The following is a 13,793-nucleotide window of genomic DNA, read 5'->3' as shown; positions in this document are numbered from 1 at the left end:
ACGACCGTTTTCAGAATGGAGGGGGGTACCTTCCAAACTCGGGGCCATTATTTTTGGCGGGAATTTGGGAAGCCGAATCAGAAGTGCCATCGCGTTTTTCGCCGGGACTGGGAAATCAAGTTCGAACCGAGCTACGATCTTCATTCGACGCAATCAAGGACGACGCCTCATGACTGGCAGCAACGAAACGATGGCCGACGCATTAGAACTGCTTCTTCTCAACCAGCACGCAATCGCTGCGGGACTTGAGGAAGTGGCGTTGTGGATCGAGGCACGCGGCTTTCTGGATACTCACGACAACATCACCACCGCATTGGGAACGTTAGATTTGAATGCAGACGCGATAACCACAGCTATAGAGAAGCCGCGTCAAAACCATCAGTAGTTACAAATTAGATGGCCAGATGTGAAAAACCCCACCGGAGTGGGGTCTGAAGCCGTAACCACCTACCTCAATCGCAGGAGTGCCTCCGATAGCAAGCCTGTGGATACGCCATCTTTCTTCCACTCAATGGGCGGCTGCTCACCCACCATCACCAGTGCCTCGTAGTTTCGAATCCCTGCGGTACTAGCAGCAAGCGCAACATGCTCTCGCATAATCCTCTCCGCATCGGCTGCGGTCGTGCCCGGAGTAAATTGAACCCTCCAGACAGTGGTCAGCTTGCGTTTGACATAATGATGGGCATCAAGCACACGCTCAAATGTCTTTCTCGCTTCTTCCGGCACATATCCGTTCAAATCAACAGTGAGAATCGCATGAAGGGTCATGATTCATTCCCCCCGCGCTTTGTTGGCTTGAGAGACAACCGAACCAGCAAGGGTCTTTGTCTCTTCACTGTACTTCTCACTCTGAAGCACCCGACCTGCTTTCGCTTCCATCTCAGCACTCGTTTGCTTACCACTATTGGCTTGGGCCAACGTGGAGGCAGCGAGACTTTTGGCAATTTTAGAGGCATGAGGATCGCGGAGGGTTTCGGAAGCCAGCTTGGCAACCTTCGCGGAGGACTGCTTTGAATTACTCGGCATGACGTTTTTACCTTTGTAGCAAAGGAAAGAAATGTCAGCCCCAAGCATTGCCGGCCAGCAGAGAGCGGTTGACGATGACGTCAATGTTTGGCTCAATGCATTCCCCCTAGGGCTAACGTAATCGCTACTGTTTAGCTTTAGTTGGTGCGGATGGTTGTGTTCTAAGTTGTGGAGACCGAAGCACGACCATTCGCAGACTTTTCTAAGCACCTCATTCGAGGTCAGCAGCTAACGGCAAACCCCAATATGTAGGGTTTTTTCGCCGCTTACGCCCAGCATATTGCGTTTCGTGTGACAATTGCAACGTACTACCTGGGACTAGACAGTGCGTAAATTGTGGATAACCCCTGCAAGCCCCGTGCCGACTAGGGCGAGACGCTTAATATTTTTTTTCAGAAGGCGTGTGATCGCCGTACTGGTACACCATTTCCCCCGCTTCCTTGTCCCTCTCCCGCCTGTATAAATCGCTCAGCGTCCAACGCAATCGCTCATGCTCAACCTTGAGCGTTCCTAGCTCCCTGCACGCCTGACGGCACATCGATATCAGCCCGGATAACTCCTTTTGTGTGCGCTCCGAAGATTCCGGCGAGTCAGCTCAAGCTCCGAGCACAACAAGTCGCATTGATGCTTCAGCAGCTCTTCATGTGAGGGCAAGCCAAGCTCAAACCCCGCCTCATCGATTAGTTCGTCTTTCATTTTGGGTAGCGCCATATACTGTACGTGCATACAGTACAGTTTGAAAAACGCTCGCTCAAGCGGGAGAAGACAGGTGGTGGAGAAGACGGGATACAGAGGAAGGATTGCGTATGAGAAGAGGCTGATTTGGTCGTTCACATTGCCCAGTGTGAACGAAGCCTATATTTTGTGAACGTTCTGAAGAAATCCAAGGCAACAAAAAAGGGCTCACCTTTCGGTGAGCCCTTCTAGACCGCCCAGCAGAGCGGATTTTGTTTGGTAGGCGCGATTGGACTCGAACCAACGACCCCCACCATGTCAAGGTGGTGCTCTAACCAACTGAGCTACGTGCCTGCTGTGAGGCGGCATTCTACGGAATTCCGGAGGGGTGTCAACACCTTTTTTCGAGCTAACCCTATGAATATGCAAAATATTTAATTTCGCGGCGGTTAAGAAGATTTTCGGGTGGCTGGCGGCCGATTTTTAACTCGGGTAGGATCGATGCACTCGTAAAATATATTAAACAGAGGCAGCCGGATGTCGAACACCCCCTACCCCGAATCCTATTACGCCGCGTCGGCCAATGCGGTTCCGCCGCGTCCGGCCTTGCAGGATGACGTAGAGACTGATGTCTGTGTGATCGGCGCCGGCTACACCGGGCTGTCCTCTGCCCTGTTTCTGCTGGAGAACGGTTTTAAGGTCACGGTGCTGGAAGCCGCCAAGGTGGGCTTCGGCGCGTCGGGCCGAAACGGTGGCCAGATCGTTAACAGTTATAGCCGTGACATTGATGTGATCGAGCGCAGTGTCGGTCCCAAACAGGCTCAGTTGCTGGGGCAAATGGCGTTTGAGGGCGGACGGATCATTCGTGAGCGGGTCGCCAAATATAATATCCAGTGCGACTTGAAAGACGGTGGCGTGTTCGCCGCCATCACTGCCAAGCAGATGGGGCATCTGGAATCGCAGAAACGCCTGTGGGAACGTTTTGGTCATACGCAGCTTGAGTTGCTCGATCAAAAGCGTATCCGTGAAGTGGTGGCCTGCGAGCAATACGTCGGCGGCATGCTCGACATGAGCGGCGGTCACATTCATCCGCTTAACCTGGCGTTGGGCGAAGCAGCGGCAGTCGAGTCGCTGGGCGGCACGATTTATGAGCAGTCGCCGGCGGTGCGCATCGAGCGCGGCGCAAATCCGGTGGTGCATACGCCACAGGGCAAGGTCAGGGCCAAGTTCATCATCGTGGCCGGTAACGCCTACCTCGGTAATCTGGTGCCGGAGCTGGCCGCCAAGTCGATGCCCTGCGGCACTCAGGTCATCACCACCGAACCTTTGGGCGATGAATTGGCCAAGCGCCTGTTGCCGCAGGATTACTGCGTCGAGGACTGCAATTACCTGCTCGATTACTACCGCCTGACCGGCGACAAGCGTCTGGTCTTCGGCGGCGGTGTGGTCTATGGAGCGCGGGATCCGGCGAACATCGAAGCGATCATCCGGCCGAAAATGCTCAAGGCCTTCCCTGAACTCAAGGACGTTAAGATCGATTACGCCTGGACCGGCAATTTCCTGCTGACGCTGTCGCGCCTTCCTCAGGTCGGACGCATCGGCGACAACATCTACTATTCCCAGGGCTGCAGCGGCCACGGTGTGACGTACACGCACCTGGCGGGCAAGGTGCTGGCCGAAGCGTTGCGTGGTCAAGCCGAGCGTTTCGACGCGTTTGCCGATCTGCCGCACTACCCGTTCCCCGGCGGACAATTGCTGCGCACGCCGTTTGCCGCGTTGGGCGCATGGTATTACGGGTTGCGGGACAAGTTTGGGTACTAAGCAACAGCGCAATACCCTGTGGGAGTGAGCCTGCTCGCGATAGCGGTGTATCAGACAACACAACGGTCAACTGACATACCGCCTTCGCGAGCAAGCCCGCTCCCACAGGGAACAGTGGTGTTTATAGTCGATCCCGCGCGATGCCGCTGCGGATTCGCAGGATGTCGGCGAGTACGGCGAGGGCAATTTCCGCCGGTGTCTTGCTGCCGAGGTTCAGCCCGATCGGCGCATGAATCCGCGCCAACTCCGCGTCTCCCAACCCACCAATCCTGCGCAATCGCTCGAAGCGTTTCTGCGAGGTCTGCATCGAACCCATCACACCGATGTAAAACGCCTCGGTACGCACCGCCTCCATCATCGCCAGGTCGTCGATCCGCGGATCGTGAGTCAAGGCCACCACCGCGGTGTCGCTGTGGCAGCCGCCGTCAGCAATGAACACCGACGGTAATTGACGACGAATCTCGACATTTTCCAGCACGACACCTACCAACACCTCGTCGCGCGGATCACAAAGAATCACCTCGAACCCCAGGCCAACCGCAAACTCCGCACACGCCTGCGCGACGCTGGAATACCCCGCCAACAACAAACGCTGAGCCGCACCGATTCGCACGCGCACCCGGTCAATCTCACACTCGACACGCACACCCTGCTCACGGTCAGTGAACAGACTGCGCGCACCACTCGCCAGATCGACCTCGCGGATTAGCCGACGCTGACCGAGCAACGCCGACTCCAGTTCCCGCAGATGAGCCTGAGCCTCGCACTCGGGTTCGAGCTTCTCCACCAACACATCAAGCACACCGCCGCAGGGCAGGCTCACACGAGAACGCGGATCGTCGCCTTCGCCATAACGAACCACGCTGACCGCCTCAACAAACGCCCCTTCGGCGACGCGTTCGAGAAAATCTTCCTCAACGCAGCCGCCGGAGAGCGAGCCGATCCAGTGCCCATCGGCGTTCACCGCCAGCAACGAGCCCGGCGCGCGCGGCGCAGAGCCATAAGTGGCGAGCACCGTACACAGCCAAATGCGCTGGCCAGCCGCCGACCATTCAAGCGCCCGTCGCACGACCTGCAGATCGAGATGCTGCATGTCAGTGCGCCTTGTGCTCGAGCGGCGGTGCGTCGGCCCGCAACGTCTGCACGTCGCTCACCGCCAGATCACCCGACTGACCACCCCAGCCCTGACGCAGGTAGTTCAGCAGATCAGTGAGTTGCTCGTGGCTGAGTTTCCCGGCAAAACCCGGCATCGGCTGCATGTGTTCGAACCCGGCGAATTTCTGCTCACCGATACCATCGTCGATCACCCGCACCAGGTTGCGCGGATCTTCCAGACGCAACGTGGTGTTGCCGCGCATGGCCACGGCGATGTGCGGTTTGCCTTCGCCGCCGACCGCGTGACATCCGGCGCAGACGTTCAGGTAATCCTGGCGACCGCGTTGAGCGCTGGCACTGAGCTTGTCCAGTGGCACGTCGGTCAGCACCTTCGCCGCCGGCGGTTGATCGCCGAGCAGGAAGGTCGCCATCGCCGCCAGGTCCGGGTCATTGAGGCCTTGGGTGCTGTTATGGAACACCGGGAACATCTCGTTGAACATCGTGCCTTGTGCGCTCATGCCGTGCTTGAGGAACGAACTCAGGTCCTGAGGATTCCAGCCGCGAGCGGCCAGGTCATTGGCCAGCAGACTGGGCGCCAGGTAGCCGTTGAGCAGGCCGCCGGTCATGCGTTTGTCCTGCTGCATCGCGCCCGGCAAGCCGCGCGGGGTGTGGCATTCGCCGCAGTGACCGAGTACGTCGACCATGTACTGGCCGCGCTTCCAGGCTTCGCTTTTGCCTTCGGCCGGTTCCAGTTTCACGTCCTTGCCGTAGAGCATGTTCCAGCCCATCAAGCCCAGGCGCACGTTGAACGGAAAACTCAGGCGGGTGACCGGTGCTGCACGCTCGATTGGCTCGACGGTTTTCAGGTAGGCGTGAATCGCGTCGGAATCGGCGCGCGGCATCAGGTGATACGAGGTGTAAGGCATCGCCGGATACAGGTTCGCGCCATCGCGACGCTTGCCTTCCGTGAGCGCGGCGAAGAACTCGTCATCGTTGTACAGACCGATGCCGTGCTCTTTACTCGGGGTGATGTTGGTGCCGTAGATCGTGCCGAACGGCGAGACGATCGGCAAACCGCCCGCGTACGGCGCGCCACCCGGCGCGGTATGGCAGGCCATGCAATCCGCCGCGCGAGCAAGATAGGCACCGCGAACCACTTGATCATCCGCATGAGCCAGCAATACCGGCGCAGCCAGACCAACCGCCAACGCCAGGCGGGACAGTAGATTTTTCATCTTTAACCCTCCTTGACCAGGCCGAGATCGGTCAGCACGTTGCGGGTCGCGCTGTAGTAGCGCACATAGCCGGTGCAGCGGCAGATGTGGTGACCGAGGCTGTCCTCGATGACTTTTTCCAGCTGGCTTTTGCCGATGGGCTGACGCTGCAGTTTCTCCACCAACACCGTCGCGGCATTCACAAAACCCGGTGCGCAATAGCTGCACTGGAAGGCGAACTCATCGACGAAACGCTGTTGAATTGGATTGAGTTCGATGACTTGGCCCTGCTCATCGCGGGTCGCGTGGCCTTCGATGGTTCGCACCTTTTTGCCTTCGAAATAGTGCGCGCCGGTGATGCACGTGCGCACTTCTTCGCTGGTGCCGTCCGGGTTATCCACGATCACTACGCAAGCGTGGCAAATACCTTGGCCGCAGCCGAGACGCGAGCCGGTGAGGTTTTTGTATTCGTGCAGGTAGTCGATCATCGGCAGGTCATCAGGGATGTCCACCGGGCCGACGGATTGACCGTTGAGGGTCAGTTGAAGCGGACGGTTAGCCATTGAGGGCCTCCTTGATGCGTGCGGAAGTGATAGGCAGGTCGCGGACCCGTTTACCGATGGCGTGCGCCACGGCGTTACCGATGGCGCCGACCACCGGGATCATCACCACTTCGGCGATGCCCTTGGATGGATCGCTCGGCGACAGCGGCGGCAGGATCTCGGCCGTCTGTTTCCAGACCGCAACGTGGCGCGCCATCGGCAAGCGGTAACGGTTGAAGTTCCAGTCGCCCTCCCCCGGCCCGCCTTCGTACAGCGGCATCTCTTCCATCAGCGCATGGCCAATACCCATGGCGATTCCGCCTTCGAGCTGGCCCTTGACCAGTTCTTCCACCAGCACCCGACCGCACTCGACCCACGAGTGATGGTTGAGCACTTGAACTTCGGCCGAACCCTTGTTCACTTTCAATTCCACCAGCGTCGCGACCGGGCTGTAGTAAGTCACTGCCGCGTTGTTCAACTGAGTGTCCGGGTAATGGATGTTCTGGCGGTCGAGCAGGTGGAAACCGGCGCTGTTCATCTGCGCCTTTTTCACGCTCGGAGCGCCGTCACCGTACTTCACCGCCAGACCATCAAGGGGCAATCGCTCGCGCACGCCGTCGATGCTGAACTCGGCCTCGGCCCAGCTCCAGCGGTTGAAACCGTGCACCGTCGCGCCGGTCACCATGCCTTTTTCGTGGACATGTTTAGCCAGCTGTTCGAAGCTCAACGGCTGCATGCCGTTGGCGGTGAGTCGGCCGTCAACCCAATGCGCGTCTTCGCGGCGTACCACATACGGGTTGGCCTGGCCGCCGTAAGGGCCTTGCCCCCAAATCTGCAACGCCGCCGGCCATAAACCGTGGTTGAACAGCACTCGCGCTGCTTCACGGGTGGCGTGGCTGAAGTAGTAGGCGGAGTTGGTTGCCGATGAAGCCGACGCAAGCTTGCCGACCCAGCGCGGATTGCGCAGGAAATTGTCCTGCTCGGCCTGGCTCATGATGTACGGGTTGCCGCCGGTGATCAGCTGCAACTCTTTCCATTCGGTCTCGCCGGTCTTCACTTCAGTCGCCGGGACGCCGAGGAAATCGGCCACGACCAAGGCTTGCGAGGTGGACATGCCGGTGCCGATTTCGATACCGATGTGGCGCAGGGTGATGTGCCCTTCAGCGGTGAATTCGATGCTGGCCATCGGCGCTTCGGAACCGGTACCGAAGTCTTTCTGGCAGATGGCGAAACCAACGCCGTACCAGTTATCCGGGTCCTGGGCTTCGCGCTGCTTTTTAATCGCGTCGCGGTTCTTCCAGACTTCGTGCACGGCTGCCTTGTCGAGGATCTCGTGCAGGCGCAACGCACCCGCCGGCACCGCACCCTGGGTGTTTTTCATGCCCGAGACCATGGCGTTTTTCTTGCGCAGATCAATGGCGTCGATGCCCAGGCGATCGGCGATTTCGTCGACCATCATCTCGGTGGAGGCCATGCTTTGCAGCGTGCCGTAACCGCGCATCGACCCGGCTTCGACGGCGCGGGAATGGTAGGCGGTGACCTGCAAATCGTTCTGCGGCATGTAGTAGATCGACTGCGCCGCCGTGGCGCCAACCGCCGCTACCGATGGGCTGTAGTTAATCCGTCCGCCGCCGTCGACGTTCATCTCGGCGCGGAAAATCTTGAAGCTGTGGTCGGTCTTGTCCACCGCCAGTTGATAGCGGATATCGAACGGGTGACGCTTGATGCCGCTCTGGAACTGTTCGTAGCGGTCGTTGGCCAGACGCACCGGCACACCGGCGCCGTACAACGCCGCCAGGGCCGCGTAGTACACGAAAATGTTGTGGTCTTTGGAGCCGTAGCCGACGGTGTAACCGGGGTGCATGTTCAGGTTGGCCAGGCCGAAACGCGACGGCGCGATCATCTTCGCGGTTTCGGTCGCGGTCTCCAGCGGGCACTGGGTGGCGACGACAAAATGCAGGGTCTTGGTCGCCGGGTCGTACCAGCCGTTGCCGTTGTCCGGCTCCATGGCGGCCGGTTCGATCGACGGGGTTTTGTAGCGTTCGTCGAACACCAGCCAGTTGTCTGGTGGTGTGTCGATCTGCTGCTTCATGCGCTCGGCGTAAAACAGCCCGCGCTCGGTCAGGTTGCCATGCAGGTTCGGCTGGGAATTCCACACCGGACGCCGATTGCGCAGCATCGGGAACAGGATCGAATCCTTGAGGCTGGCGAATTCGTCTTCGTCCGCGGAGGTCGCGCCGCCGACGCGCACGTAGCGGAAACTGCCGTAGGGATCGCCTTCGTAGAACGGCACTTTGTCGCCGTAACGAATCGCTTTGTCATTGAACTTGAGCTTGGCCTTGGCCTGACGGAAACGCTCGAAGTCGTTCCAGATCAGGATCGCCACCGGGTGCCCGATAAACATCGGCACCTTGCCCTCCGGCAGCAGCGGATCGGGAGCGTGCTCTTCCGGGAAAGCGATGCCGTCCTTGTCCAGGTCGGCGGCGGTGACGATGCGGTCCGGCTGCAACTCGGCGCCGAGCCACGACAGGTCATAACCTGCGTAGATGCGATCGGCCTTGGTGGTTTTCAGCAGCATGGCGTGGCCTTGCTGCTGCGGCCAGCCCGGCATGTCCTTGGCGCGGATGTCGCGAGCAAAGACTTTGCTGCCGCAGACCTTGGACAAGGCATCGTTACGCGAGCGCGCCTTGCCGTTGTTGCCGAGCCATTGCTCGGACGGCACGGTCACGCTGTTTTCCATCAAGGCCGCCAGCGCCTGACTGCTGAGCGGTGTAAGCGTCACGCTCACACCCGCCACCAGCCCGCCCTGAAGGAACGAGCGCCGGGATATTTCACGGTTGGACATGGATCATCCTCTGGGCGGTTATGGGTCCGCCCTTGTGGTTATGTTCTGGGGATCTCGAGTCTTGCAGAAGCCCTTTTTGACGATACAAAGGGCTGTGTTGACAGTGCAAAGCTGACCGAAAGGTTAACTTTATAGAGTTATGCGCTTTTAGAAAACAACGGGTAACAAAAATCTGACCGAATAATCAGAAAGCCGCCGCTTTTCGGCGGAGCAAATCGATGAACAGACCCAACTCCCGGCTGATGTGTTCGCCCTTGCGCAACAGCAATCCGAACGGCGCCAGTTGCACATCCAGCTCTACGGGCAGTGCCACCACCAGGCCCATTTTCAGGTAGTCGCGCAACGCGGTTTCCGAGAGCACCATGATTGCGTCGGTCAGTTGAATCAGTTGCTGCATGGAGTAAACCGAGCTGCACTCGATGATGTCGGCAGGTGTCGGCAGGGCCAGGCGCTGCAAGGCTTGATCCAGTCCAATGCGCGCCGGACTGGTTTCCGGCTGGAGGATCCATGGCCAGCCGCTGACCAATTCCGACAATTCAAGTTTTTCCCGTTGCGCCAAGGGATGCCCGGCATGAACCACGACCAGCAGTCGTTCGTTGCCCAGCTGTTCAAACTCGTAATGTTCACTGTCGGTGGCGGCGTTGCGCCGGGCGATGGCGAGGTCAATGCGGCCCTGCTCCAGGAGCTGGATCACCTGGTCGCTGGTGTCGCCCATGATGCGAATTCGCAGCTGCGGATTGAGCGCCTTGATTTCGGCAATTGAATCCATCACCAGGTCCGGTGCGGCGCCCATGATGGTGCCGATGGACAGATAACCGTAACCGCCCTGCTGCCGCGCGATCAGGTCTTCGGCGCAGCGGTCGAGGCCGCTGATGGCTGACTCGGCGAAACGAATCAACTCACTGCCCAGTGCCGTTGGCCGCATTCCGCGCGGCAGGCGCTCAAACAGGTCGCAACCGAACATGTCTTCAATCTCATGCAGCATCCGGGTCGCCGCCGGTTGCGACATGTTCAGGCTTTGCGAGGCACGGTGCAGGTTCTGACTGCTGCTGAGGGTCACCAGCATGTGCAAATGCTTGTAGCGCAGGCGGTTGAGCAGGCTGCGGGAGATGATCGGCGTGGTCATGGCGGGCCTTTGTTATCGATACCTTGAGGGTATCAGTTGTGAGCTAGATTCGATTTGTAACGCATCGATCCACGGCCGTACAGTCTTTCCCATAAGAACAAATGCCCTACCAAAGGAAAACTGCGATGAAGACTCTACCCGCGCCTCTGCTCGCCAAAATTTCCTGGCGGCTGCTCCCGTTCCTGCTGCTGATGTACATCATGGCCTTCCTCGACCGCGCCAACGTCGGGTTCGCCAAGCAAGCCTTCCAGGCCGACACCAACATCAGCGACGCCGCGTTCGCCTTCGGCGCCGGGGTGTTCTTCGTCGGTTACGCGCTGCTCGAAGTGCCGAGCAATCTGATCCTGCACCGTGTCGGCGCCCGCCTCTGGATGTGCCGGATCATGGTCACCTGGGGCCTGGTCTCCGCCGCCATGGTCTTCGCCCACACCGAAACCAGCTTCTACGTCCTGCGCTTTTTGCTGGGCGTAGCCGAAGCCGGTTTCTTCCCCGGCGTCATCCTTTACCTCACCTATTGGTTCCCGAGTGCCGCTCGCGGTAAAGCCATGGGCTTCTTCTACTTCGGTGCGCCGCTGGCGTTCATCTTCGGCAGCCCGCTGTCCGGCCTGTTGTTGGAGCTGGACGGATTTGCCGGTGTCCACGGCTGGCAATGGCTGTTCGCGGTTGAAGGCCTGATGGCCACGGCGGTGGGTGTCTGGGCCTATTGGTATCTGGACAATCGCCCTGCCGATGCCAAGTGGCTGACGGTTGAAGAACGCCAGCAAGTGCAAGGCATTCTCGATCAGGAAGACAGCCACAAACAGAACCACGGACGCAGCCTGCTCAACGTCTTGAGCCAGCCGTCAGTGCTGTACCTGTGCCTGATTTACCTGCTGATTCAGGCCAGTGTCTACGGCGTGGTGTTCTATCTGCCCACCCAGGTCGGCGGACTGTTGGGGACCAAGGTCGGGCTGATGGTCGGACTGGTCACAGCGATTCCCTGGATCTGCGCGATCGTCGCGGCGTACCTGATCCCCGGCTACAGCGACCGCACCGGCGAACGGCGCCGCACCGCCTGCCTGACCTTGCTGATGTCGGCAGCCGGGATCGCCTGCTCGGTGACCTTCGCCAGCCCCTTCCTCGGCATCGTCGCCCTGTGCTTCGCCGCTTCCGGTTTCATCGCCGTGCAACCGGTGTTCTGGACCTTCCCTTCCAGCTACCTCGCCGGCAGCGCCGCTGCGGCCGGGATTGCACTGATCAACTCGTTCGGCGCCCTCGGCGGCTTCATCGCCCCGGTGCTGAAGAACTGGGCCGAAGGCGCATTCCAATCACCGGCCGCCGGTTTGTATGTGCTGGCCGGCACCACTGTCATCGCCGCGTTGCTGGTGCTGGGCATCCGTTCGCCCGTCCAGAAATCTTCCAACAAACCGGCCACCGTTTAAACCTGAGGAGTCACACCATGGGCATTCCAACCATCAAACACGTCCGCGCTTTTACGTTGAGAGGCGGCGGCGCGGATTATCACGATCAGGCGGACGGCCACTGGATCGACGATCACATTGCCACGCCGATGAGCAAATACCCCGAGTACCGCCAGAGCCGCCGCACCTTCGGCATCAACATGCTCGGGACCCTGGTGGTCGAGATCGAAGCCAGCGATGGCACGGTCGGGTTTGCCGTGACAACGGGTGGCGAGCCTGCCGCGTACATTGTCGAGAAACATTTGGCGCGCTTCCTCGAAGGCGCACGGGTCACCGATATCGAAAAAATCTGGGACCAGATGTACCAGTCGACGCTGTATTACGGGCGCAAAGGCATCGTGATCAACACGATCTCCGGCGTCGACCTGGCGTTGTGGGACTTGCTCGGCAAAATCCGCAAGGAACCGGTACATCAGTTGCTCGGCGGTGCGGTGCGCGACGAATTGCAGTTCTACGCCACCGGCGCCCGCCCGGACCTGGCGCAGAAAATGGGTTTCATCGGCGGCAAGATGCCATTGCACCACGGCCCGGCCGAAGGCGAAGAAGGCCTGCGCAAGAACCTCGAAGAGTTGGCCACCATGCGCGAGCGAGTCGGCCCGGACTTCTGGCTGATGCTCGATTGCTGGATGAGCCTGGACCTCAACTACGCGACCAAACTGGCGGTCGGCGCCCACGAATATGGCTTGAAGTGGATCGAAGAAGCGCTGCCGCCTGACGATTACTGGGGTTACGCGGCCCTGCGTAACAACGTGCCCAAAGGCATGCTGGTGACCACCGGCGAACACGAAGCCACCCGTTGGGGCTTCCGCATGCTCCTGGAAATGGGTTGCTGCGACATCATCCAGCCAGATGTTGGCTGGTGCGGCGGCATCACTGAACTGGTGAAAATTTCCGCCTTGGCCGACGCGCATAACGCCCTGGTCATTCCCCACGGCTCTTCGGTGTACAGCTATCACTTTGTCGCCACCCGACATAACAGCCCGTTCGCCGAGTTCCTGATGATGGCGCCGAAAGCGGATGAAGTGGTGCCAATGTTCCACCCGCAATTGCTCGGCGAACCGGTGCCGGTGAATGGCCGCATGCGCCTGTCGGCACTCGATCAGCCAGGGTTCGGCGTGACGCTCAATCCGGAATGCCAACTGCATCGGCCGTATAACCGCTGAGAAAGGAACCCGACATGAAAATGCCTCACAACGCTTTCAAGGCTGCCCTGAAAAACCCGGCGACCCAGTACGGCATCTGGGCCGGATTCGCTACCGGCTACGCCGCCGAGATCGTCGCCACCACCGGCTACGACTGGATGCTGATCGACGGTGAACACGCGCCCAACACGGTGCCCGGCGTACTCGCGCAATTGCAGGCGGTGGCGCCCTACTCCACTGCGCCTGTCGTGCGTGCGGTGACGGGCGATGCCAACCTGATCAAGCAACTGCTGGATATCGGCGCGCAAACCCTGATGATTCCGATGGTCGAAACCGCGGAACAAGCTGCTGGCCTGGTGCGCGCCATGCGTTACCCGCCGCATGGTATTCGCGGCGTCGGCGGCGGCCTGACCCGCGCAACGCGCTGGGACGGCGTGCCGGATTACCTGAACACCGCCCATGAGCAGTTGTGCCTGATCGTTCAGGTGGAATCGCGCACGGGTGTGGAAAACGTTGAAGCGATCGCCGCCGTTGAAGGTGTCGACGCGGTGTTCATCGGCCCGGCGGATTTGTCCATTGGCCTCGGCCATGCCGGCAACCCGGGTCATCCAGAGGTTCAGGAACGCATTCAACACGCGGTAAAAGCAACCCTCGCGGCCGGCAAGGCCTGCGGCATTCTCGCGCCTAACGAAGAGGACGCGCGCCGTTATCAGAGCTGGGGATGCCAGTTCATTGCGGTGGCCATCGACATCAGCCTGCTGCGCCAGAGCGCCATGGCCACCCTCGCGCGCTATCGCACACCGGCCACCGAGCACGCGCCGTCGCGTACCTATTGATCAGCCAAGGA

At 59.8% G+C, this 13,793-nt stretch carries 12 protein-coding genes and 1 tRNA gene; 5 read left to right on the top strand and 8 right to left on the bottom strand.

Going from position 1 to position 13,793, the window contains the following annotated elements:
- Nucleotides 1–169 precede the first annotated feature (169 nt).
- Nucleotides 170–385, top strand: coding sequence for a hypothetical protein (locus tag ACA072_RS10410; protein ID WP_497624212.1), 216 nt, complete (start codon nt 170–172; stop codon nt 383–385).
- A gap of 62 nt (nt 386–447) precedes the next feature.
- Here the strand turns inward: ACA072_RS10410 and ACA072_RS10405 are convergent, their stop codons facing one another.
- From ACA072_RS10405 to ACA072_RS10395, 3 genes are all read right to left on the bottom strand, one after another.
- Nucleotides 448–768: a hypothetical protein gene (locus ACA072_RS10405; RefSeq protein WP_497624211.1), complete on the bottom strand. Its 321-nt coding sequence runs from the start codon at nt 766–768 to the stop codon at nt 448–450.
- A gap of 3 nt (nt 769–771) precedes the next feature.
- Entirely contained in the window at nt 772–1,026 is a 255-nt protein-coding gene (locus ACA072_RS10400) for a hypothetical protein (RefSeq protein WP_497624966.1), read from the bottom strand.
- A 952-nt stretch (nt 1,027–1,978) separates the two neighbouring features.
- Nucleotides 1,979–2,055: transfer RNA gene (locus ACA072_RS10395), tRNA-Val, on the bottom strand.
- A 183-nt stretch (nt 2,056–2,238) separates the two neighbouring features.
- Between ACA072_RS10395 and ACA072_RS10390 the strand changes: the two genes are divergently transcribed.
- Complete coding sequence (locus ACA072_RS10390) at nt 2,239–3,522, top strand: NAD(P)/FAD-dependent oxidoreductase (RefSeq protein WP_497624210.1); 1,284 nt, start codon at nt 2,239–2,241, stop codon at nt 3,520–3,522.
- A gap of 121 nt (nt 3,523–3,643) precedes the next feature.
- Here the strand turns inward: ACA072_RS10390 and ACA072_RS10385 are convergent, their stop codons facing one another.
- The 5 genes from ACA072_RS10385 to ACA072_RS10365 form a co-directional block, all read right to left on the bottom strand.
- Nucleotides 3,644–4,615: an XdhC family protein gene (locus tag ACA072_RS10385; protein WP_497624209.1), complete on the bottom strand. Its 972-nt coding sequence runs from the start codon at nt 4,613–4,615 to the stop codon at nt 3,644–3,646.
- Nucleotide 4,616: 1 nt separating this feature from the next.
- Nucleotides 4,617–5,852, bottom strand: a complete 1,236-nt coding sequence (locus ACA072_RS10380; protein ID WP_497624208.1) for a c-type cytochrome — start codon at nt 5,850–5,852, stop codon at nt 4,617–4,619.
- A 2-nt stretch (nt 5,853–5,854) separates the two neighbouring features.
- Nucleotides 5,855–6,394: a (2Fe-2S)-binding protein gene (locus ACA072_RS10375; protein ID WP_497624207.1), complete on the bottom strand. Its 540-nt coding sequence runs from the start codon at nt 6,392–6,394 to the stop codon at nt 5,855–5,857.
- Nucleotides 6,387–9,218 (bottom strand): xanthine dehydrogenase family protein molybdopterin-binding subunit, encoded by a 2,832-nt coding sequence (locus tag ACA072_RS10370; RefSeq protein ID WP_497624206.1) that lies wholly within the window; start codon nt 9,216–9,218, stop codon nt 6,387–6,389. The genes ACA072_RS10375 and ACA072_RS10370 overlap by 8 nt, the downstream gene beginning before the upstream one ends.
- A 184-nt stretch (nt 9,219–9,402) precedes the next feature.
- Nucleotides 9,403–10,344, bottom strand: a complete 942-nt coding sequence (locus ACA072_RS10365; RefSeq protein ID WP_497624205.1) for a LysR family transcriptional regulator — start codon at nt 10,342–10,344, stop codon at nt 9,403–9,405.
- A 125-nt stretch (nt 10,345–10,469) separates the two neighbouring features.
- Between ACA072_RS10365 and ACA072_RS10360 the strand changes: the two genes are divergently transcribed.
- The 3 genes from ACA072_RS10360 to ACA072_RS10350 are packed head-to-tail and all read left to right on the top strand — an operon-like array spanning nt 10,470 to nt 13,782.
- Nucleotides 10,470–11,765 carry an MFS transporter gene (locus ACA072_RS10360; RefSeq protein ID WP_497624204.1) on the top strand — a complete coding sequence of 432 codons (1,296 nt, stop codon included), beginning with the start codon at nt 10,470–10,472 and terminating at the stop codon, nt 11,763–11,765.
- A gap of 17 nt (nt 11,766–11,782) precedes the next feature.
- Nucleotides 11,783–12,967, top strand: coding sequence for an L-rhamnonate dehydratase (gene rhmD / locus ACA072_RS10355; protein ID WP_497624203.1), 1,185 nt, complete (start codon nt 11,783–11,785; stop codon nt 12,965–12,967).
- Between the two features lie 14 nt (nt 12,968–12,981).
- Nucleotides 12,982–13,782: an aldolase/citrate lyase family protein gene (locus ACA072_RS10350; protein WP_497624202.1), complete on the top strand. Its 801-nt coding sequence runs from the start codon at nt 12,982–12,984 to the stop codon at nt 13,780–13,782.
- Nucleotides 13,783–13,793 lie beyond the last annotated feature (11 nt).

The sequence above is a fragment of the Pseudomonas sp. LBUM1656 genome (assembly GCF_059716065.1).
The sequence above is the reverse complement of the archived record's forward strand: the minus strand, read 5'-3'. Positions and strand labels throughout refer to the sequence as shown.

Bases quoted from the DNA above. Each gene is read 5' to 3' on its own strand.
- ACA072_RS10410 (WP_497624212.1), top strand. From the start codon at position 170: ATGACTGGCAGCAACGAAACGATGGCCGACGCATTAGAACTGCTTCTT.
- ACA072_RS10405 (WP_497624211.1), bottom strand. From the start codon at position 768: ATGACCCTTCATGCGATTCTCACTGTTGATTTGAACGGATATGTGCCG.
- ACA072_RS10400 (WP_497624966.1), bottom strand. From the start codon at position 1,026: ATGCCGAGTAATTCAAAGCAGTCCTCCGCGAAGGTTGCCAAGCTGGCT.
- ACA072_RS10390 (WP_497624210.1), top strand. From the start codon at position 2,239: ATGTCGAACACCCCCTACCCCGAATCCTATTACGCCGCGTCGGCCAAT.
- ACA072_RS10385 (WP_497624209.1), bottom strand. From the start codon at position 4,615: ATGCAGCATCTCGATCTGCAGGTCGTGCGACGGGCGCTTGAATGGTCG.
- ACA072_RS10380 (WP_497624208.1), bottom strand. From the start codon at position 5,852: ATGAAAAATCTACTGTCCCGCCTGGCGTTGGCGGTTGGTCTGGCTGCG.
- ACA072_RS10375 (WP_497624207.1), bottom strand. From the start codon at position 6,394: ATGGCTAACCGTCCGCTTCAACTGACCCTCAACGGTCAATCCGTCGGC.
- ACA072_RS10370 (WP_497624206.1), bottom strand. From the start codon at position 9,218: ATGTCCAACCGTGAAATATCCCGGCGCTCGTTCCTTCAGGGCGGGCTG.
- ACA072_RS10365 (WP_497624205.1), bottom strand. From the start codon at position 10,344: ATGACCACGCCGATCATCTCCCGCAGCCTGCTCAACCGCCTGCGCTAC.
- ACA072_RS10360 (WP_497624204.1), top strand. From the start codon at position 10,470: ATGAAGACTCTACCCGCGCCTCTGCTCGCCAAAATTTCCTGGCGGCTG.
- rhmD (WP_497624203.1), top strand. From the start codon at position 11,783: ATGGGCATTCCAACCATCAAACACGTCCGCGCTTTTACGTTGAGAGGC.
- ACA072_RS10350 (WP_497624202.1), top strand. From the start codon at position 12,982: ATGAAAATGCCTCACAACGCTTTCAAGGCTGCCCTGAAAAACCCGGCG.